This is a genomic window from Mixta sp., assembly GCF_024610815.1.
Classification (GTDB): domain Bacteria; phylum Pseudomonadota; class Gammaproteobacteria; order Enterobacterales; family Enterobacteriaceae; genus Mixta; species Mixta calida.
Genome location: NZ_JANION010000035.1, coordinates 1 through 19,701, shown reverse-complemented (window position 1 = coordinate 19,701; position 19,701 = coordinate 1). Strand labels below are relative to the sequence as shown.

The window sequence follows — 19,701 nt, the reverse complement described above, 5'->3', positions numbered from 1 at the left end:
ATGACGGTTCGTTCGACTTACTGGTTAGCACTCGGTTACTTCACCTACTTTTTTTGTTATGGCATCTGGTTGCCGTTCTGGGCGGTCTGGCTGAAAGGCACCGGCCTGGACGCAGAGAAGATTGGCCTGCTGCTCGGCGCCGGGATGATCGCCCGCTTTGTCGGCAGCCTGCTGATCGCGTCGCGCGTGCGCGATCCCTCTCAGCTGGTGCTGGCGCTGCGCCTGCTGGCATTGCTGACGCTGCTCTGCGCCGTCGGCTTCTGGGTAGGGCAGCAGTGGCTCTGGCTGCTGCTGGTAATGGTTGGCTTCAACCTCTTTTTCTCGCCGCTGGTACCGCTCAGCGATGCGCTGGCCGCCACCTGGACGCGGCAGATCGCGCTGCCCTACGGGCCGGTCAGGCTCTGGGGCTCGCTGGCGTTCGTGATCGGCTCGGCGCTTACCGGCATGCTGGTAACCGCCTGGAACAGCCAGGCGGTGCTGTCGCTGCTTAGCGTCGGCATCGTAATGATGCTGGGCGGCATGCTGCTGCGGCCCGCGGTAATGCCATTGGGCGACGCGCGCGAAGCGCAGAGCGCTGGCTGGGCCGAATGGAAAGCGATGCTGTGTGAAAATGCTGTCTGGCGCTTTTTACTCTGCGTGACGCTGATGCAGGGCGCGCACGCCGCCTATTACGGTTTCAGCGCTATTTGGTGGCAGGAGGCAGGCTACTCCGCCAGCGTAGTGGGTTATCTCTGGTCGCTGGGCGTGGTAGCGGAAATCGTTATCTTCGCCCTGAGCAATCGTCTCTTTCATCGTTGGGGCGCGCGCGATCTGCTGCTGCTCTCCGGCATTTGCGCTCTGGTGCGCTGGAGCCTGATGGCCAGCACCACGCAGCTGCCGTGGCTGATCGTGGCGCAAATCCTGCACTGCGGCAGCTTTACCGTCTGTCATCTGGCGGCGATGCGTTTTATCGCTGCGCGGCAGGGCGGGGAAGTGATTCGGATGCAATCGGTTTACTCCGCGCTGGCGATGGGCGGCGGCATCGCGGTGATGACCATGGTATGCGGCGTGCTGTTCAACGCGCTACAGGGCAAGATCTTCTGGGTAATGGCGCTGCTGGTGGTGCCGGCGCTGTTTTTACGACCGCGCGCGCAGGCGCAGAAAGCTTCAGGACTCCAGCAGTAGACGGATGCGCTGCTGCTGCTGCGCGGTGAAAGGCTGCTGCGCATGAATCAGCGGCGGTGAGTAGAGCGGGAGCGGGGTGGTGTAAGGTGAAATCACCAGCGTCACCCCCTTTGGCGCGCCGTCACGCTGAAAGTCGCGCATCGGCAAATATTTCACGCTCAGCGGCAGCAGCGTCAGCTCGCGCAACTGCTCCTCCAGCCGACTCTCCAGCGCCGCGTTCTCTCCGGTTAACAGCAGCACCTGCTTTTCCTGCAGGGCATTCTCCTGCATCAGCCATGCGCCGAAAATTACTGCAATCAGCCCCAGCTCCTCCGCCGAAAAGCGGATGCCGTAGTGATTTTCAAACGCTTCAATCGCCGTGCGCGTGGCGCGCAGCAGGCGCGGATAGAGGCGTATTACCTCTTCCGACAGGCTTTTGTCGATGCCTACCGCGAAATGACAGCGATCCAGCGCCTGCGCCAGATGGGTATAGAGCTGGCTGCACAGCCCGCGCTCGTCGCTGAAGCGCATGCCGGACTGCGCCTGAAAACGCGCGATCAGCAGCCGCGTCTGTTCCAGCAGTTGCTGTTCCCACAGCTGCTGCGCCAGGCCGACGGAGGGGGCGTGAATCATGCTGAACAGCAGCGTGAAAAAATCGATTTCGCTGGCGTCGGGTGCAAAACGGCAGCGCCGCTGCCAGTGGCGAATAACATCCTGCGCCGCCAGCCGCTCCGCTTTCTTTTCCAGCCACTGTCGCTGCTGCGCATTGAAGGCGGCGAGGCGCGTATGGCAAAGCGAATATTGCATAAACAGCTGCAAAAACAGCCGATCGCGTGGACTGAAGTTGCGCTGCAGGCGTCCGGCACAGTGCTGGATCAACGCCTGCAGGTTATGTTCGTCGTAGAGCAGCTTCTCGATTTGCCGCGTCTGCAAATGCTGACGCAGCGCCGGGGTAAAAGTATTTTCAATAAAAACCGGAGAGACGCGCAGCGCGCGGCGCAGCCAGTGCAGCAGGCACAGGCGTCGGTCCAGTTCGCTGCCCTGTAATAACAGGCTGCCATCCTGTTGATAATGGATGCCAAGCTGATGGTAACGCTGGATCTCCTCATCAACCTCCGCTATATCTTGCCGGGCAAGCGACGGGTCCACACCATTGAGTTGGCACAGACTTTCCAGGGTCAGCAAGGGATCGGGCAGATAGAGCATTAACAGGAGATGACAACGACGCTGGGAACTGGAGAAGAGTGGTGCTGTGGTTGTAGCAGAACTCATCGTAGATTTTCCGGTCAGTCATACCAAAAATAAGCATAGACAACCGTTGTGACGCCAGGCGGCAGCCGCCATTTTTTTATCCAGACGTAAACCTGGCTCACAAAATTGCAGAACAGGAAAATGCATGACAGCGAAATTGTTATCTTATAACATCTACAAACGCGCCGTTTTTGCCATGGCTGCGCTGGCGCTATCGCCTTTAGCCTGGTCTCACCCGCACAGCTTTATCAGCATGCAAACAACGCCGGTAATCGATAAAGATGCGCTGACAGGATTGAAAATGGTCTGGACGATGGATGAAATTACCTCTGCCGATCTGCTGTATGATGCAGGCAGCGCCGCACCCGATTCGCCAGTATGGAAAAAGCTGGCGGCGGAAGTGATGGCTAACGTGCTGGCTCAGCACTACTTTACCGAATTCTGGCATCAGGGCCGCGCGGTAAAGTTCGATAATCTGCCGCCCTCTTATCAGCTGACGCGCAGCGGCGCAAAAGCGGTGCTGACCTTTGTGCTGCCGCTGGCGCAGCCGCAGAAGCTGGCGGGTCAGACCTACACCTTCAGTACTTTCGATCCCACTTATTTTGTCGATATGACTTACAGCGATGCGCAGGCGCTCAGCCTGCCGGATGCGCTAAAAACGCGCTGTAAACTGACGCTGCAAGCGCCAAAGCCGGACGCCTCGTTGAAAGCGTTCGCCCTGTCGCTGGATAAAGCCGACGCGCCGCCGGAAAGCATGGACCTTGGCCGCCAGTTCGCCCAAACGGTAACCTTCTCATGTCCTCAATCCTGACAGAAAAACGCTGCGCGCGCCGGGGTGGTCTCTGGCCGCTCTGGGGAACGCTTGTCCTGCTGCTGGCGGGCACTTTCGCCGCCTGGTGGTACTGGCCGCAGCTATTGCTGCAAAGCGTAAACTGGCAGAAAGCGCTGCATCAGGAGATGATCGCCGTACTGCAACGTGTCGCTCAGCAACCGGGGCAGGCGGGCGCGACGCTGCTTGGCTTTAGTCTGCTGTATGGCGTCCTGCATGCGCTGGGGCCGGGACATGGCAAAGTGGTGATCGCCACTTTCCTCGCCACCCATCCGACGCGGCTAAAAACCAGCCTGAAGCTGACGCTGGCGGCGGCTATTGTGCAGGGCCTCGTGGCGGTGGCGCTGGTCACTTTGATGCTGGGTATTTTGCAACTCTCTTCCCGCCAGCTGCATCTCAGCAGTTTCTGGCTGGAAAAGGGCAGCTATCTGCTGGTGATCGGGCTGGGTGTCTGGCTGTGCTGGCGCGCGCTGCGTCAGCTAATGCGCCAGCGCACGCCAGCACAGCGAATCCAGCGGCTGCGTCCGCCTGAACATAGCCATGACGCTCACTGCGGCTGCGGTCATCAGCATCTGCCGGACAGCGAGCAGCTGGCGCGCGCGACCGGCTGGAAAACCTCGTTGCTGGTGGTGCTGTCGATGGGGCTGCGCCCCTGTTCCGGCGCGATCATGATGCTGCTTTTTTCGCGGGTGATTGGCGTCTACGGCTGGGGCGTGGTCAGCGCGCTGGCGATGGCGGTCGGCACCGCGCTGACGGTGTCGGCAATGGCGCTGCTGGTGCAGAGTTCGCGCACGCTGGCCATACGGTTAAACCGGCGGGCGACGCCAGCGCGCTGGCAACGCGTCGCGCTGCAAAGTCTGGCGCTGGCCGGCGGCGCGCTGCTGATCGCCGGCGGCGTCATGCTATGGCTCAGCGCACAACCGGCCCTCTCCGGCGGCCTGCGTCCGCTGGGCTGAACCACGCCTGAAAAAGCATAAAAAAATGCCGCGCCTTCCCGAAGGAGGACGCGGCATTTTTATTGCGGAGAGATTAACGCTTCAGCGCATCGCTCAGCTCGTCGCGCATGGCGGCCAGCAGCGATTTTACAACGCGTGGATTGCCAGCAACCAGGTTGCCGGAGGTCATAAAGCCGTGACCACCGGTAAAGTCGGTGACCAGCGAGCCCGCTTCACGTGCGATCAGTTCACCCGCGGCGAAATCCCACGGCTTCAGGCCGATTTCAAAATAGCCGTCAACGCGGCCAGCGGCGACATAGCAGAGGTCCAGCGCGGCGGAACCGGTGCGGCGGAAATCGGCGCACTGGGTAAAGAGCTTGCCAACCAGTTTCATATAAGTTGCGGCGTGCTGTTTCTGCTTGAACGGGAAGCCGGTCGCCAGAATGGTGCCGTCCAGGTCGCGCGCGGTGCTGCCGCGCAGACGGTAGCCGTTCAGCTGTGCGCCCTGACCGCGTACCGCGGTAAAGAGTTCGTTGCGCATAGGATCGTAAACCACGGCGACTTCGGTACGGCCTTTGATGCGTACGGCGATAGAAACGGCGAAATGGGGCAGGCGTTTAATAAAGTTGGTGGTGCCATCCAGCGGATCGATAACCCATTGCACATCCTGGTCTTCTGCCGACAGTTCGCCACTCTCTTCACCAATAATGGTGTGCTGCGGGTAAGATTTACGAATCACCTCAATAATCAGGCGCTCGGCGTCGCGGTCAACATTGGTCACGAAATCGTTGCTGCCTTTCTGGCTGGCTTCAACGGCGTCCGGGGTTTCGTAATTTTTGGCGATTAAATTGCCGGCCTTGCGCGCAGCGCGCACGGCGATGTTGAGCATCGGATGCATCAGTATCTCTCGCTGGATGTTAAAGAACGGGGAAAACGGCGCGGAGTATAGCAGGGAGATCGGAAAATGTCCTGCATTTATGTTAGCATGTACGAATTATCTCACTGACCGCCGAGTTGTATGCTGCAAAATATTCGTATTGTGCTGGTGGAGACCTCTCACACTGGCAATATGGGTTCCGTCGCCCGCGCGATGAAAACCATGGGGCTGACTAACCTTTATCTGGTTAATCCGCTGGTCAAACCTGACTCTCAGGCTATCTCTCTCGCCGCCGGCGCCAGCGATGTGATCGGCGATGCGGCCATCGTCGATTCGCTGGATGAAGCGATTGCGGGCTGTAGCCTGGTGGTCGGCACCAGCGCCCGCTCGCGCACGCTGCCGTGGCCGATGCTGGACGCGCGTGAATGCGGCGTCAAATGCGTGGAAGAGGGCGCGCAGGCGCCGGTCGCCATCGTATTTGGCCGCGAGCGCGTCGGTCTGACCAACGACGAACTGCAAAAGTGCCATTATCACGTGGCGATTCCGGCTAACCCGGAATACAGCTCGCTCAATCTGGCGATGGCGGTACAGATCCTGGCGTATGAAGTGCGCATGGCTTTCCTGCAAAGCGGCCGCACTGAACAGCCGCAGTATGAAGAGAGTCCCTATCCGTTGGTGGATGACCTTGAGCGCTTTTATCAGCATCTGGAGCAGATGATGGTTAACAGCGGCTTCATTCGCCAGGGCAATCCGGGTCAGGTGATGAGCAAACTGCGTCGCCTTTATACCCGCGCGCGCCCGGAGCGTGACGAGCTGAATATCCTGCGCGGCATGCTCTCTTCCTTTGAGAAAAAGCGCGGCGACAGCTGAAAGCGACAGCCCCGGCGTAGCGTAATACTTGAGTGTTTTACCAGGTTAAATAGTTGACCAAAACACTCAGGAATGTCAGACTTGCGACCATCATCAGTAAACTCCGATAACCGGGTATAACAGAAGGTCACCAGGCTATGAGACTGACATCAAAAGGCCGTTACGCCGTTACCGCAATGCTTGACGTTGCGCTGCACTCACATGAAGGGCCGGTGCCGCTGGCTGATATTTCAGAGCGTCAGGGGATCTCTCTTTCTTATCTTGAACAGCTGTTCTCGCGCCTGCGTAAAAATGGCCTGGTCGCCAGCGTGCGCGGACCGGGCGGCGGCTACCTGCTGGGCAAAAGCGCGGCGGATATCGCCGTCGGCGCGGTGATCACCGCCGTTGACGAATCGGTCGACGCAACGCGCTGTCAGGGCAAAGAGGGCTGCCAGGGCGGAGAGCGCTGTCTGACTCACGTGCTATGGCACGATTTAAGCGAACGCATCAGTGATTTTCTTAACAATATTACGCTGGCCGAGCTGGTGAATAATAAAGAGATCCTGGACATAGCGGATCGCCAGAACAATGAGACGCGCCGTATGGCGAATGGGCGTACGCAGGAAACCATTAATATAAATCTGCGCGCCTGATTTTATTTGAATTGAAGCGATGTACGGAGCTTAAGAGCAATGAAATTACCGATTTACCTGGATTATTCCGCTACGACGCCGGCCGACCCGCGCGTGGCGGAAAAAATGATGCAGTATCTCACCCTGGACGGGACTTTCGGTAACCCCGCCTCACGTTCGCACCGTTTTGGCTGGCAGTCTGAAGAGGCGGTGGATATCGCCCGTAATCAGATCGCCGAGCTGGTTGGCGCCGATCCGCGCGAAATCGTTTTTACCTCTGGCGCGACCGAATCCGACAACCTGGCGATTAAAGGCGCAGCGCAGTTCTACCAGAAAAAAGGCAAGCACATTATCACCAGCAAAACCGAGCATAAAGCGGTGCTGGATACCTGCCGCCAGCTGGAGCGCGAAGGGTTTGAAGTGACTTACCTGGCGCCGCAGAGCAACGGCATCATCGATCTGAAAGCGCTGGAAGCGGCGATGCGTGACGACACCATTCTGGTTTCCATCATGCACGTCAACAACGAAATCGGCGTGGTGCAGGATATCGCCACCATCGGCGAAATGTGCCGCGCGCGCGGTATCATTTACCACGTTGACGCTACCCAGAGCGTTGGCAAACTGCCTATCGATCTTAGCCAGCTGAAAGTCGATCTGATGTCTTTCTCCGCGCATAAAATCTATGGTCCGAAAGGCATCGGCGCGCTCTACGTGCGTCGCAAGCCGCGCATCCGTCTGGAAGCGCAGATCCACGGCGGCGGTCACGAGCGCGGCATGCGTTCCGGTACGCTGCCGGTGCATCAGATTGTCGGCATGGGCGAAGCTTACCGTATCGCGAAAGAAGAGATGGAAAGCGAAATGGCGCGTCTGCGCACGCTACGTAACCGCCTGTGGGACGGCCTGAAAGATATCGAAGAAGTCTATCTTAACGGCGACCTGGAACAGGGCGCGCCGAACATCCTCAACGTCAGCTTCAACTACGTTGAAGGCGAATCGCTGATCATGGCGCTGAAAGACCTGGCGGTCTCCTCCGGTTCCGCCTGTACCTCCGCCAGCCTGGAACCTTCTTACGTGCTGCGCGCGCTGGGCATGAGCGATGAACTGGCCCACAGTTCCATTCGTTTCTCCCTCGGCCGCTTCACTACCGAAGAAGAGATTGATTACACCATCGCACTGGTGCGCAAATCTATTGGCCGTCTGCGCGACCTCTCTCCGCTGTGGGAGATGTTTAAAGCGGGCGTGGATTTGAACAGCATTGAATGGGCGCATCACTAATTTCAGGTTTCAGGAGAACAGATCATGGCTTACAGCGAAAAAGTAATCGATCACTACGAAAATCCACGCAACGTCGGCTCTTTTGACAACAGCGATCCTTCTATCGGCAGCGGCATGGTCGGCGCGCCGGCGTGCGGCGACGTGATGAAGCTGCAAATCAAGGTCAGCGACGCGGGCATCATTGAAGACGCGCGCTTCAAAACCTACGGTTGCGGCTCCGCCATCGCCTCCAGCTCGCTGATTACCGAATGGGTAAAAGGCAAATCGCTGGACGAAGCGGCGGCGATCAAGAACACGCAGATTGCTGAAGAACTGGAACTGCCGCCGGTGAAAATTCACTGCTCCATTCTGGCTGAAGATGCGATCAAGGCCGCTATCGCGGATTACAAGAGCAAGAAAGACACACAGTAAGGGGGAGTTATGTCCATTACCCTGAGCGAAAGCGCGGCAACGCGCGTGAATGCCTTTCTGCACAATCGTGGCAAAGGTTTCGGTTTACGTCTCGGCGTACGCACCTCCGGCTGTTCCGGCATGGCTTACGTGCTGGAATTTGTGGATGCCCCTGAGCCGGAAGATACCGTCTTCGAAGATAAAGGCGTGAACGTGGTCATCGACCCGAAAAGCCTGATCTATCTCGACGGGACCGAGCTCGATTTCGTGAAGGAAGGTCTGAACGAAGGCTTCAAGTTCAACAATCCGAACATGAAAGATGAATGCGGCTGCGGAGAAAGCTTCAACGTATAAGCGTTGACGCAGCGGCAGGACAGATCGCTCCGGTAACGGAGCGATGCTATGCATTCCTCTGTATTAACCGAGTCTCCTATGGATTACTTCACCCTTTTTGGTCTGCCGCAGTCGTTTGAGATTGATGCGGCCCAGCTCACCGCCCGCTTTCAGGAACTGCAGCGTCAGTTCCACCCCGATCGTTTCGCTTCCCAGCCGGAGCGCGAGCGCCTGCAGGCGCTGCAACAGGCCGCTACCATCAATCAAGGTTACCAGGCGCTGCGTCAGCCGCTGCCGCGCGCGGAATATCTGTTGTCGCTGCACGGTTTCGATATCAATAACGAACAGCATACGATGCGCGACACCGCTTTTCTGATGGAGCAGCTGGCGCTGCGCGAAGAACTGGACGCAATCGAAAACGCCCCGGACGCCGAGGCGAAGCTGCAGGCTTTTATGCAGCGCATTGAGGCGATGATGCAGCAGCGCAGCGCGCAGATGCGTCAGGAGCTGGCCGACGCCCGCTGGGAAACGGCTGCGGACACGGTGCGCAAGCTGCGTTTTCTCGCTAAACTGCGCAGCCAGTCAGAAGCGCTGGAAGAGAAGCTGCTTGATTTTTAACCGGGAAGATTAACATGGCGTTATTACAAATCAGCGAGCCGGGGCAGAGCGCCGCGCCGCATCAACGTCGTCTGGCCGTCGGCATCGATCTGGGGACCACCAACTCATTAGTCGCCACCGTGCGCAGCGGCCAGGCAGAAACCCTGCCCGATGCGCAGGGACGCCATCTGCTGCCCTCTGTGGTGCAATATCAGGCGCAGCAAAGCCTGGTAGGATGGGAAGCGCGCCAGCAGGCGGCGGCCGATCCGGTCAATACCATCAGTTCGGTCAAGCGTCTGATGGGCCGCTCGTTGGCGGACATCCAACAGCGTTATCCCCACCTTCCTTACCAGCTTCAGCCAAGCGAAAACGGCCTGCCGCTGATCCAGACTGCCGCGGGCACGCTGAATCCGGTGCGCGTCTCCAGCGACATTCTGCAAACGCTGGCGGCGCGCGCGCGCGAAAGTCTGGGAGGCGATTTGGATGGCGTAGTGATCACCGTGCCCGCCTATTTTGACGACGCGCAGCGTCAGGGCACGCGCGACGCCGCACGGCTGGCGGGCCTGCATGTGTTGCGTCTGCTTAACGAGCCGACGGCGGCGGCGATCGCCTACGGTCTCGACTCCGGTCAGGAAGGGATGATCGCGGTCTACGATCTGGGCGGCGGCACCTTTGATATTTCCGTGCTGCGCCTGAGCCGCGGGGTCTTTGAAGTGCTGGCTACCGGCGGCGATTCGGCGCTGGGCGGTGATGATTTCGATCACCTGTTGGCTGACTGGCTGCGCGAGCAGGCGAGCCTGCACGATCGCGCCGATCATGGCGTGCAGCGTCAGCTACTGGATAGCGCCATCGCGGTAAAAATCGCGCTCAGCGACAGCGACAGCGTGCCGGTTACGCTGGGCGACTGGCAGGGCGTAGTGACGCGCGACGATTTTAACGGCCTGATCGCCGGGCTGGTGAAGCGTACGCTGATGGCGTGCCGTCGCGCGCTGAAAGATGCGGGCGTCACCCCGGAAGAGGTGTTGGAAGTGGTAATGGTCGGCGGCTCTACCCGCGTGCCGCTGGTGCGTGAAAAGGTGGGCGAATTCTTTGGCCGACAACCGTTAACCACCATCGATCCCGATAAGGTCGTCGCCATCGGCGCGGCGATTCAGGCTGATATTCTGGTCGGCAACAAGCCGGACAGCGAAATGCTGCTGCTGGACGTCATTCCGCTCTCGTTAGGACTGGAGACCATGGGCGGCCTGGTGGAGAAAGTGATCCCGCGCAATACGACCATTCCGGTGGCGCGCGCGCAGGAATTCACCACCTTTAAGGATGGCCAGACGGCGATGAGCATTCATGTGCTGCAGGGCGAGCGCGAGCTGGTTTCCGACTGCCGTTCCCTGGCGCGCTTTGCGCTGCGCGGCATTCCGGCGATGCCCGCAGGCGGCGCGCACATTCGCGTCACTTTCCAGGTGGATGCGGACGGCCTGCTGAGCGTGACGGCGATGGAGAAATCCACCGGCGTCGAAGCCTCTATTCAGGTAAAACCCTCCTACGGACTGACGGAAAACGAAATCGCCAGCATGATTACCGACTCCATGACCTGGGCGCAGCAGGACGTTGCGGCGCGCAGGCTGGCGGAACAGAAGGTGGAAGGCCTGCGGGTGCTGGAAAGTCTCGAAGGCGCGCTGGCGGAAGACGCCGCGCTGCTGAGCGCGGAAGAACTGCACGCTATTCAACAGGCGCAGCGTCAGCTGCAGGAAGCCATTCGCGGCGATGAGGTCGACACCATCAGCGCGGCGGTAAAACAACTCGATAAAGTAACCCAGGATTTTGCCGCCCGTCGTATGGACAATTCCGTCCGTCGCGCGCTGGCCGGGCATTCTGTGGATGAGGTTTGATCAATGCCTAAAATTGTCTTTTTGCCCCACCAGGATCTGCTGCCGGAAGGCGGCGTGTTTGACGCAGCCCAGGGCGAAACCATCCTTGACGTCGCCCTGCGCAACGGCATCGATCTGGAACATGCCTGCGAAAAATCGTGTGCCTGCACCACCTGCCACTGCATCGTGCGCGAAGGCTTCGACTCGCTGCCGGAAAGCAGCGAAGACGAGGACGATATGCTGGATAAAGCCTGGGGACTGGAGCCGGAAAGCCGTCTCAGTTGCCAGGCGCGGGTAACCGACGAAGATTTAGTGGTGGAAATTCCGCGCTACACCATTAACCACGCGCGCGAACATTAATCGTTAAAAACGGGTCGGCCTTCAAGCCGGCCCGTTTTTGTCTGAGGAAAGATCATGGGACTGAAATGGACCGACAGCCGTGAAATCGGCGAAGCTTTGTATGATGCTTACCCGGATACCGATCCAAAAACGGTGCGTTTTACTGATATGCATCGCTGGATCTGTCAGCTTGAAGCGTTCGATGACCAGCCTGATGCCTCCAGTGAAAAGATTCTGGAAGCGATACTGCTGGTCTGGCTGGATGAGTTTGAATAATCTCTCAGGTACCTCCGTTTCAGATAAAGAAAAGGGACCACGTTAATGGCAACTGAAAAGATGAATATCGCGCTGTCGACTGCGGCAGCCGACGCGCGCTGGGGTGAAAAAGCGATCCTCAGCAGCAGCAATGAAGGCATGACCATTCACCTGACCGGCGGCGACGCGCTGGCGACCATTCAGCGCGCGGCGCGCAAGATCGACGGGCAGGGCGTCCGACACGTTTTTCTCAGCGGCGACGGCTGGGATCTGGAGAAAAGCTGGGCTTTCTGGCAGGGCTATCGCGGTCCGAAAGGCGAGCGCAGCGTTGACTGGGCGCCGCTTGGCGACAACGAACGCGCCGAGCTGGAATATCGTCTGAGCATCATCGACTGGGTACGCGATATCATTAACCAGCCGGCGGAAGAACTGGGCCCGGAACAGTTGGCCCGTCGGGCAGTGGATCTGATCGCTAAATACGCTGGCGATGCGGTCAGCTATCGCATTACTAAAGGCGACGATCTGCGTGAACAGAACTATATGGGCCTGCATACCGTTGGACGCGGCTCTACCCGCGGCCCGGCGCTGCTGGCACTGGACTATAACCCTGGCGGCGATGAAAACGCGCCGGTTTACGCCTGTCTGGTGGGTAAAGGAATTACCTTCGACACCGGCGGTTACAGCCTGAAGCCGAGCGCCTTTATGGACTCGATGAAGTCCGATATGGGCGGCGCCGCCACCGTGACCGGCGCGCTGGCCCTGGCGATCGCGCGCGGCCTTAATAAGCGTGTGAAGCTCTATCTCTGCTGCGCCGACAACATGGTGAGCGGCAATGCGTTCCGCCTCGGCGACATCATTCGCTATCGCAACGGTAAAACCGTTGAGGTGATGAACACCGATGCGGAAGGGCGCCTGGTGCTGGCCGACGGGCTGATTGACGCCAGCCAGCAACAGCCCCAGCTGCTGATCGACGCCGCGACCCTGACCGGCGCCGCCAAGACCGCGCTGGGCAACGATTACCACGCGCTGTTTACCTTTGACGACGCGCTGGCGCAGCAGCTGTTAAGCAGCGCAGAGAGCGAGAATGAAGCCTTCTGGCGCCTGCCGCTGGCGGAATTCCATCGCAGCCATCTGTCATCGAACTTCGCCGATCTCAACAACATCGCCGGAGCGGCGCACACCGCAGGCGCCAGCACCGCCGCCGCGTTTCTGTCGCATTTCGTCAGCAACTATCAGCAGGGCTGGCTGCATATCGACTGCTCCGCGACCTATCGCAAAGGCGCGGTTGAGCAATGGTCTGCGGGCGCGACCGGGCTTGGCGTGCGCACTATCGCCAACCTGCTGCTGAAATAAGCGTGCGGAGCCGGTGGCAAACCGGCTCCGATTGAAAAGCGGAAAGAGCATGAATCACACTGAAAATAATCCTAACCAACGTCTGGAAGAGGTGCTGAAGCTGGCGGCCACCGAGCCGGCGCATCGGCCTGAATTTTTCGCACTGCTGATGGAAGCCAGCGTGTGGGTGCCTGGCACCAGCACCGGCGAACAGCTGGACGCCAGCACGCCGGTCGATCTGCAACACTGGGAAAAAGAGGACGGCACCAGCGTCATTCCCTTTTTTACCTCAGAAGCGGCGATGGCTGAGGCGACGGAAGGCGAGCAGTCTTACGTCATGCTGCCGGTGCGCACGCTGTTCGGAATGACGCTTGGCGAAACGCTGTTTCTCAATCCTAAGCTTTCGGCGGGAAAAGAGTTCTCCGCGCGAGAGATCGCGCATCTGCTTGGCGAAGAGGGCGACGCCCTGAGCCAGCAGACGATCCTGGAAGGCGGCGAACCGCTGCTGTTGTCGGAAATCGCCGAGCCGCCGGCGCAGATGATCGACTCCCTGACGCAGCTGTTCAGCAAACATAAGCAGGTGCGCCGGGCGTTTGTCGCTCATATCAAAGAGCAAGCTGACGATCGGCCTAACCTGCTGATCGGCATTGAAGCCGATGGCGATATCGATAACATCATTCGCGCCGCTGGCGCGGTGGCGACCGATACGCTGCTGGAGGATGAGCCGGTCGATATCTGCGAGGTGGTTGACGGCGAACAGGGCATCAGCCACTTTTTTACCGCGCACATCACGCCATTTTATGAGCGCCGCTGGGGCAGCTTCCTGCGTGAATTTAAAGGCGGCCAGCGTATTATCTGACGCGCGACGGCGGCAAAGCTTATGACGTGAAAGCGATAACGCATAAGAGCAGAAGCGGCAACCCTTAAGGGAAGGGACAGCGACGCCGTCCCTTTTTACCCTTCTGCGGTTGCGCCGCTTTCAGGCTCTGGTTTTTACGCCGCTGCGCGGCGAAAATATCAGGCGTTTTTCGTCAGCGGCAGATCGTCGCGGCTGCCCCATTCGCTCCAGGAACCGTCGTAAAGCTTCACGTCTTTGATGCCCAACGCCGTCAGCGCCAGGATAGCGACGACCGCCGTCACGCCTGAGCCGCAGCTGGCAACCACCGGCCTCGTTAAATCGACGCCGTGGCGCTGAAAAATCTCGCGCAGCTCCGCTTCCGGCTTCAGCTGCCCGTTGGCCACCAGTTCGCCCCACGGCACGTTCAGGCTGCCGGGGATATGGCCGCGCCGCAATCCCGGACGCGGCTCGTCGACTTCGCCATTGAAACGGTTGGCCGGGCGCGCGTCAACCAGCTGCGCCGTGCCCTCATGACTGATCAACAGTACATCGGTCACGCTTTTCACCAGGCTGGCGTCGTAATGGGCCTCAAATTCCGCCTCCGGCAGCGCCACGTCGCCGGTTTGCAGCGTATAGCCCGCCTGTTTCCAGCCCGCCAGCCCGCCGGCCAGCAATGAAACGCGCTCAACGCCGAACGCGCGCAGCATCCACCAGGCGCGCGGCGCGGAAAAGAGATTGCCCTCGTCATACACCACCAGATGCTTGCTGCTGTCAACGCCCAGCTCGCGCATCGCCACGGCGAAAGACTCCGCGCGCGGCATCATATGCGGGTAAGGGCTGTTGCGATCGGAAAGCTGCTCGATATCGAAAAAAGGCGCGTTGGGCAGGTGCCCGGCGCGGTATTCGGCGCACACATCGCGCAGGTTTTCCTGGCCCGCTGGAACCATGCGCGCGTCGATAACCTGTAGATCGGCATCATTCTGGTGTTCGGATAACCACTGTGCGGTTACAAAGAGAGCGGATGTCATAACAACCTCAATATCCATTGATGTGCAGTGAGTGTCGACGATCTCGCGACCCATCTCAAGATCCAATCAGCGATGCTGCGAGCGGGCTTATAGATTCGGAAAGTCGACCGCATAAAGCGGATCGTCCTGACGGATTGTTACATCGGTTTTGCGGCGACGCGCGCAATAAAAAGCAGCCGATACGATTAGCGCTTGCCGGAATGTCCTATTGGCGCGATAACCCAGACCAGCGTGAAATGAATCAGGACTGTTAAATTTTTTTACTTTCAGGTGATAATAGTAACCCCATTTTACAAGGCGTTTGCGCCATGGAGAAAATATGTCCGGGTTAAGGTACAGGGCTGGCGCGGCGCTGCTGCTGTCATTGCTGCTGCTGAGCGGTTGTGATGATGATAACGATAAAGTAACGCCGCCTGCCGTTACGGCCAGCAAGGCGACAACGGCGCAGCCCGGCGCGCCGGCGATGAGCGATGAACAGCGAGCCGCACAGCTGGCGCGTGAGCAGGGCAAGCCGCTGCAGGTGATCGATATTTCAGAAGTGCAGCTTGACGGCGCCAGCACGCTGGTCGTTACTTTTTCCGTCTCGCTGGACGACCAGCAAAACTTTAGCCAGTACGCTCACCTGACCGACAGCAAAAGCGGCGTTGTTGAGGGCGGCTGGGAGCTTTCGCCCAACCGCAAAGAGCTGCGTTTCCGCCACCTGGAGCCAGCGCGCCAGCTAAAAGCGCGCATCGACAGCGGACTGAAGGCGGCGAATGGCGCCACGCTGGAGACGGCGGCGGAGCAGACGCTGACCACGCGCGATATTCAGCCGATGGTGGGTTTCGCCAGTCGCGGTTCGCTGCTGCCGACGCGCATCGTCAAAGGGCTGCCGGTAATGGCGCTTAACGTCAATCAGGTGGACGTCGACTTTTTCCGTATCAAAACCGCCTCGCTCCCTTCCTTCATCGCCGACTGGCAATATGGCAACAGCCTGCAGATCTGGCAGTCTGAATCGCTGCTGCAGAAGGCGGATCTGATCTATACCAGCCGCTTCGATCTTAACCCGGCGCGCAATACCCGTGAACAGCTACAGCTGCCGCTCGGCGATATCAAGCCGCTGGCGCAGCCCGGCGTCTACCTGGCGGTGATGAAGCAGGCGGGCAGCTACAGCTATAGCAATGCGGCCACGCTATTTACGCTCAGCGATATCGGCCTTTCGCTGCATCAGTTCCCGCAGCAGGTCGATCTCTTCAGCCAGCGTTTAGAAGATGGCGCGCCGCTGGAAGGCGTGACGCTGACCATGCTGGATGAAAAAGGACAGACTCTGAATCAGGCGACGACCGATGACCAGGGACACGTATCGCTGCCCTGGCAGGCAAAGGCGAAACTGATCCTGGCGACGAAAAACGATCAAACCTCGCTGCTCGATCTCCGCCGTCCGGCGCTCGATCTGGCGGAATTCGCCGTGGCCGGTCCTGAAGGCTATGACAAACAGCTGTTTATTTTTGGTCCGCGCGATCTTTATCGTCCTGGCGAAACGCTGATCGCCAATGCGCTGATGCGCGACGCCGATGGCAAACCACTGCCGCCGCAGCCGGTTAAACTGGAAATCGTTAAGCCGGACGGCGATGTGGCGCGTACCCAGGTCTGGCAGCCGGAAAACGGCCTGTGGCAGCTGCGTTATCCGCTACCGCAGGGCGCGCCGACCGGACGCTGGATGCTGCGCGTAGATACAGGCGATGGCCGACCGCGTCAGTGGCCATTCAGCGTAGAAGACTTTATGCCGGAGCGTATGGCGCTCAGCCTGTCGGCCAGCGTTGATCCGGTCGCACCGGATAACGACATTACCTTTCACGTTAACGGGCGCTATCTGTATGGCGCGCCCGCAGCGGGCAATCGCCTACAGGGACAGCTGTTCTTACGTCCCGATCGCGAAGCGGTGAAGTCACTGCCCGGCTATCAGTTCGGCGACATCGCCGAAGCGGGTTTGAAGCGTAATCTGGATGAGATCGATCTGACGCTAGATCCGCAGGGCGAAACCGCCGTCGCCACGCAGTCTTCCTGGCAGGAGGTGCATTCGCCAGCGCAGCTGATCCTGCAGGCCAGCCTGCTGGAAAGCGGCGGCCGTCCGGTGACGCGCCGCGTCAGTCAGGCGATCTGGCCCGCCGAAGTGCTGCCCGGCATCCGTCCGCTGTTCAGCAGCAAAGAGGTTTACGACTACCGTAACGATACCTCTACCGCGCAGCCGGTCGTGGATGAAAACGGCAGCGCGGAATTCAGTATCGTGCTGGCCAACGCGCGCGGTGAAAAGATCACCGGCCAGGACGTTGAAGTGCGACTGATTCGCGAGCGACGCGATTACTACTGGAGCTTCGCTGAAGGTGAGGGTTGGCAGTCGCGTTACGATCAAAAAGATTTGATTGAAGAGACGCGGCGGCTGACGCTGTCGGAACAAGGGGAAGCGAAGGTCGCTTTTCCGGTGGAGTGGGGCCCTTATCGCATTGAAGTCGCAGCGCCCGATGAAACCGCCCGCAGCAGCGTCCGCTTCTGGGCGGGCTACAGCTGGCAGGACAATACCGACGGCACCGGCGCCGTACGGCCCGATCAGGTGAAGCTGAAGCTGGATAAAGCCAACTATCAGCCGGGCGAAAGGGCACAGGTGCATATTGAAGCGCCTGCGGCGGGCAAAGGCTACCTGATGGTGGAGTCGAGCAACGGCCCGCTCTGGTGGCAAACGGTCGATGTGCCTGCTGGCGGGGTGGATGTCGCCGTTCCCATTGATAAGGCGTGGCGTCGTCACGATCTTTACTTCAGCGCGCTGGTCATCCGCCCCGGCGACAAAGCGCAGGGAACCACGCCGAAACGGGCAGTGGGCATTTTGCATCTGCCGATGCAGGATGAGGCGCGCCGTTTGGATCTGACATTAACGGCGCCGCAGAAAATTCGTCCGAATCAAAACCTGACGGTGAAAGTCAAAGCCGCGGTCGCAGGCGAGGCGCTGCCAAAGCAGGTGCAGGTGCTGTTGTCGGCGGTAGACAGCGGCGTGTTGAATATCACCGACTATAAAACGCCCGATCCCTATGCCGCCTTCTTTGGTCGTAAGCGTTACAACGCCGATCAGTACGATGTCTACGGACAGCTTATCGAAGGGAAGGGCAGGCTGGCTGCCTTACGTTTCGGGGGCGACGGCGATGAAGGCGATCCGCTGGCGCGCGGTGGGAAACCGCCGGTCAATCATGTCAACATCCTGGCGACCCAGCTACAGCCGGTGACGCTCGATGCCAACGGTGAAGGCACGATTACGTTGCCGATCCCGGAGTTTAACGGCGAGATGCGCCTGATGGCTCAGGCCTGGAGCGATAATCGCTTCGGCCAGAGCGAGAGTAAAGTGGTGGTCGCCGCGCCCCTGATTACGCAGCTGGCGATGCCGCGCTTTCTTGCGGGCGGCGACAACAGCCGTTTGGCGCTGGATCTCACCAATCTCACGGACTATCCGCAAACGCTGATGGTGAATTTACAGGCCAGCGGTTTGGTGAAGCTGGAAGAGACTGCGTCACGTCAGGTCAGTCTGAGTCCGGGTCAGCGTACAACGCTGTTTATCCCGGTTAGCGCCGCGATGGGCTATGGCGAAGGCAGCATTGATGCCGTGATTAGCGGTCTGGAAGTGCCGGGCGAAACCCTGCCGCTAAGTAAAGGGCACTGGACGCTCGGCGTGCGACCCGCCTGGCCCGCGGAGACCCGCAGCTTTAACAGCGTGGTTCATACCGGTATGCCATGGCAGCTGCCCGCAGAAGCCTTCAGCGGCCTCGCGCCAGAGACGATGCAGGGACAGCTGGCGCTCAGCGGTCATCCGCCGTTGAATATCGCGCGCTACATCAGCGAGCTTTATGCCTATCCCTATGGCTGTCTGGAGCAGACCATTAGCGGTCTGTGGCCGTCGCTCTATACCAACCAGGCGGAACTGAAGGCGCTGGGAATTAAAAGCGGCAGCGACGCTGAACGCCATGCGGCGATTGATACCGGTATCGATCGTATCAGCCAGATGCAGCGCTACAACGGCGGATTCGGCCTGTGGAGCAAAGAGAGCGCCGAAGAGTTCTGGCTGACCGCCTATGCGATGGATTTCCTGACCCGTGCAGGCGAGCAGGGCTACGCCGTCAATAAGGCGACGCTGGCGAAAGGCAACGAGCGTCTGCTGCGCTATCTGCAGGATGGCGGTCAGGTTGAAATCTATTACAGCAACGATGCCGCTGCGACCCGTTTCAATGTGCAGGCCTACGCTGCGCTGGTGCTGGCCCGTCAGCAAAAAGCACCGCTGGGCGCGCTGCGCGCGCTGTATGAAAGACGGACTCAGGCCAAATCGGGGCTGGCGCTGGTGCAGCTGGGCGTAGCGCTGAAGCTGATGGGCGATGCGCCGCGCGCTACGGCGCTGCTCGGCCAGGGCGTTAACAGCGCGCGTCCTGAGCGCCTTTACTGGCTGGAGGATTATGGCAGCCCGCTGCGCGACAGCGCGCAGATCCTGACGCTGCTGCGTGAGTACCAGCTGCTGCCGGAGGTGCAGGATCGGTTAATCATCACGCTGGCGCAGCAGCTTAATGCGAAGCAGTGGCTATCGACGCAGGAGAATAACGCGTTGTTCCTTGCAGGACGAGCTCTGGAACAGGCTGAGGGCGTGGCGTGGCAGGCCAGCCTTAACGGGCAGGCGCTGTCGCCGGGCGACAATAAAACCCGCATTCTGCCGCTCAGCCCGACGCAGCTGGCCGAAGGGGTGACGGTCGCCAGCCAGAATGATTCACCGGTCTACGGTCGGCTGGATGTCGTCGGCTATGCGCAAACGCCGCCGGGCGTCGTTAGCCAGAATCTTGCCGTGCGTCGCGAGTATCTCGATCTCAACGGCAAACCGCTGTCGCTGGCATCGCTGGAAAGCGGACAGCTGCTATTAGTGCATCTT

At 59.6% G+C, this 19,701-nt stretch carries 18 protein-coding genes; 15 read left to right on the top strand and 3 right to left on the bottom strand.

Translation table 11 applies throughout. The annotated features are described in order from the left end of the window. Entirely contained in the window at positions 1-1,164 is a 1,164-nt protein-coding gene (locus MYY08_RS02035) for a 3-phenylpropionate MFS transporter (RefSeq protein ID WP_288012793.1), read from the top strand. On the opposite strand, the gene csiE is transcribed toward MYY08_RS02035, so the two are convergent. Continuing rightward, the gene (gene csiE, locus MYY08_RS02030) at positions 1,147-2,415 is read right to left on the bottom strand and encodes a stationary phase inducible protein CsiE (RefSeq protein WP_190296117.1); all 1,269 of its coding nucleotides are present in this window, start codon (positions 2,413-2,415) and stop codon (positions 1,147-1,149) included. The genes MYY08_RS02035 and csiE overlap by 18 nt on opposite strands. Positions 2,416-2,539: 124 nt before the next feature. Here csiE and MYY08_RS02025 point away from each other — a divergent pair, with 124 nt between their 5' ends. Together MYY08_RS02025 and MYY08_RS02020 are read left to right on the top strand one after the other, a co-directional pair. Beyond that, positions 2,540-3,205, top strand: a complete 666-nt coding sequence (locus MYY08_RS02025) for a DUF1007 family protein (RefSeq protein ID WP_038624682.1) — start codon at positions 2,540-2,542, stop codon at positions 3,203-3,205. Further along, positions 3,190-4,179, top strand: a complete 990-nt coding sequence (locus MYY08_RS02020; protein WP_104951565.1) for a nickel/cobalt transporter — start codon at positions 3,190-3,192, stop codon at positions 4,177-4,179. The genes MYY08_RS02025 and MYY08_RS02020 overlap by 16 nt, the downstream gene beginning before the upstream one ends. A gap of 73 nt (positions 4,180-4,252) precedes the next feature. Here the strand turns inward: MYY08_RS02020 and suhB are convergent, their stop codons facing one another. Further along, positions 4,253-5,056, bottom strand: a complete 804-nt coding sequence (gene suhB / locus MYY08_RS02015) for an inositol-1-monophosphatase (protein ID WP_038624686.1) — start codon at positions 5,054-5,056, stop codon at positions 4,253-4,255. A gap of 120 nt (positions 5,057-5,176) precedes the next feature. On the opposite strand from suhB, the gene trmJ reads away from it, so the two are divergent. The 11 genes from trmJ (at position 5,177) to sseB (ending at position 13,761) form a co-directional block, all read left to right on the top strand. Further along, a complete protein-coding gene (gene trmJ / locus MYY08_RS02010; protein ID WP_038624689.1) occupies positions 5,177-5,905 on the top strand; it encodes a tRNA (cytosine(32)/uridine(32)-2'-O)-methyltransferase TrmJ in 729 nt (242 codons plus the stop codon). A 137-nt stretch (positions 5,906-6,042) separates the two neighbouring features. Then, positions 6,043-6,537 (top strand): Fe-S cluster assembly transcriptional regulator IscR, encoded by a 495-nt coding sequence (gene iscR, locus MYY08_RS02005; RefSeq protein ID WP_038624690.1) that lies wholly within the window; start codon positions 6,043-6,045, stop codon positions 6,535-6,537. 39 nt (positions 6,538-6,576) lie between these two features. Then, positions 6,577-7,791 carry an IscS subfamily cysteine desulfurase gene (locus tag MYY08_RS02000; protein ID WP_038624691.1) on the top strand — a complete coding sequence of 405 codons (1,215 nt, stop codon included), beginning with the start codon at positions 6,577-6,579 and terminating at the stop codon, positions 7,789-7,791. Between the two features lie 24 nt (positions 7,792-7,815). Beyond that, positions 7,816-8,202: a Fe-S cluster assembly scaffold IscU gene (iscU, locus tag MYY08_RS01995; RefSeq protein ID WP_038624692.1), complete on the top strand. Its 387-nt coding sequence runs from the start codon at positions 7,816-7,818 to the stop codon at positions 8,200-8,202. A 9-nt stretch (positions 8,203-8,211) separates the two neighbouring features. After that, complete coding sequence (gene iscA, locus MYY08_RS01990; protein ID WP_038624693.1) at positions 8,212-8,535, top strand: iron-sulfur cluster assembly protein IscA; 324 nt, start codon at positions 8,212-8,214, stop codon at positions 8,533-8,535. Positions 8,536-8,613: 78 nt separating this feature from the next. Further along, positions 8,614-9,132 (top strand): co-chaperone HscB, encoded by a 519-nt coding sequence (gene hscB / locus MYY08_RS01985; protein WP_038629912.1) that lies wholly within the window; start codon positions 8,614-8,616, stop codon positions 9,130-9,132. A gap of 14 nt (positions 9,133-9,146) precedes the next feature. Beyond that, positions 9,147-10,997 (top strand): Fe-S protein assembly chaperone HscA, encoded by a 1,851-nt coding sequence (hscA, locus tag MYY08_RS01980; protein ID WP_038624694.1) that lies wholly within the window; start codon positions 9,147-9,149, stop codon positions 10,995-10,997. 3 nt (positions 10,998-11,000) lie between these two features. After that, positions 11,001-11,336 carry an ISC system 2Fe-2S type ferredoxin gene (gene fdx, locus MYY08_RS01975; protein WP_038624695.1) on the top strand — a complete coding sequence of 112 codons (336 nt, stop codon included), beginning with the start codon at positions 11,001-11,003 and terminating at the stop codon, positions 11,334-11,336. 54 nt (positions 11,337-11,390) lie between these two features. Next, the gene (gene iscX, locus MYY08_RS01970; RefSeq protein ID WP_038624696.1) at positions 11,391-11,591 is read left to right on the top strand and encodes a Fe-S cluster assembly protein IscX; all 201 of its coding nucleotides are present in this window, start codon (positions 11,391-11,393) and stop codon (positions 11,589-11,591) included. 45 nt (positions 11,592-11,636) lie between these two features. Further along, on the top strand, positions 11,637-12,923 hold the full coding sequence (gene pepB, locus MYY08_RS01965) for an aminopeptidase PepB (RefSeq protein ID WP_038624697.1): 1,287 nt from the start codon (positions 11,637-11,639) through the stop codon (positions 12,921-12,923). A gap of 49 nt (positions 12,924-12,972) precedes the next feature. Beyond that, positions 12,973-13,761, top strand: coding sequence for an enhanced serine sensitivity protein SseB (gene sseB / locus MYY08_RS01960; protein WP_038624699.1), 789 nt, complete (start codon positions 12,973-12,975; stop codon positions 13,759-13,761). Between the two features lie 158 nt (positions 13,762-13,919). Here the strand turns inward: sseB and sseA are convergent, their stop codons facing one another. Beyond that, positions 13,920-14,768, bottom strand: a complete 849-nt coding sequence (gene sseA / locus MYY08_RS01955; protein ID WP_288012774.1) for a 3-mercaptopyruvate sulfurtransferase — start codon at positions 14,766-14,768, stop codon at positions 13,920-13,922. A gap of 319 nt (positions 14,769-15,087) precedes the next feature. On the opposite strand from sseA, the gene MYY08_RS01950 reads away from it, so the two are divergent. Then, a partial coding sequence (locus MYY08_RS01950; protein ID WP_288012772.1) for an alpha-2-macroglobulin family protein occupies positions 15,088-19,701 on the top strand: 4,614 nt, incomplete at its 3' end.

Excerpts from the sequence above, each read along its gene's own strand:
- MYY08_RS02035 (WP_288012793.1), top strand. The coding sequence starts at position 1 with ATGACGGTTCGTTCGACTTACTGGTTAGCACTCGGTTACTTCACCTAC.
- csiE (WP_190296117.1), bottom strand. The coding sequence starts at position 2,415 with ATGAGTTCTGCTACAACCACAGCACCACTCTTCTCCAGTTCCCAGCGT.
- MYY08_RS02025 (WP_038624682.1), top strand. The coding sequence starts at position 2,540 with ATGACAGCGAAATTGTTATCTTATAACATCTACAAACGCGCCGTTTTT.
- MYY08_RS02020 (WP_104951565.1), top strand. The coding sequence starts at position 3,190 with ATGTCCTCAATCCTGACAGAAAAACGCTGCGCGCGCCGGGGTGGTCTC.
- suhB (WP_038624686.1), bottom strand. The coding sequence starts at position 5,056 with ATGCATCCGATGCTCAACATCGCCGTGCGCGCTGCGCGCAAGGCCGGC.
- trmJ (WP_038624689.1), top strand. The coding sequence starts at position 5,177 with ATGCTGCAAAATATTCGTATTGTGCTGGTGGAGACCTCTCACACTGGC.
- iscR (WP_038624690.1), top strand. The coding sequence starts at position 6,043 with ATGAGACTGACATCAAAAGGCCGTTACGCCGTTACCGCAATGCTTGAC.
- MYY08_RS02000 (WP_038624691.1), top strand. The coding sequence starts at position 6,577 with ATGAAATTACCGATTTACCTGGATTATTCCGCTACGACGCCGGCCGAC.
- iscU (WP_038624692.1), top strand. The coding sequence starts at position 7,816 with ATGGCTTACAGCGAAAAAGTAATCGATCACTACGAAAATCCACGCAAC.
- iscA (WP_038624693.1), top strand. The coding sequence starts at position 8,212 with ATGTCCATTACCCTGAGCGAAAGCGCGGCAACGCGCGTGAATGCCTTT.
- hscB (WP_038629912.1), top strand. The coding sequence starts at position 8,614 with ATGGATTACTTCACCCTTTTTGGTCTGCCGCAGTCGTTTGAGATTGAT.
- hscA (WP_038624694.1), top strand. The coding sequence starts at position 9,147 with ATGGCGTTATTACAAATCAGCGAGCCGGGGCAGAGCGCCGCGCCGCAT.
- fdx (WP_038624695.1), top strand. The coding sequence starts at position 11,001 with ATGCCTAAAATTGTCTTTTTGCCCCACCAGGATCTGCTGCCGGAAGGC.
- iscX (WP_038624696.1), top strand. The coding sequence starts at position 11,391 with ATGGGACTGAAATGGACCGACAGCCGTGAAATCGGCGAAGCTTTGTAT.
- pepB (WP_038624697.1), top strand. The coding sequence starts at position 11,637 with ATGGCAACTGAAAAGATGAATATCGCGCTGTCGACTGCGGCAGCCGAC.
- sseB (WP_038624699.1), top strand. The coding sequence starts at position 12,973 with ATGAATCACACTGAAAATAATCCTAACCAACGTCTGGAAGAGGTGCTG.
- sseA (WP_288012774.1), bottom strand. The coding sequence starts at position 14,768 with ATGACATCCGCTCTCTTTGTAACCGCACAGTGGTTATCCGAACACCAG.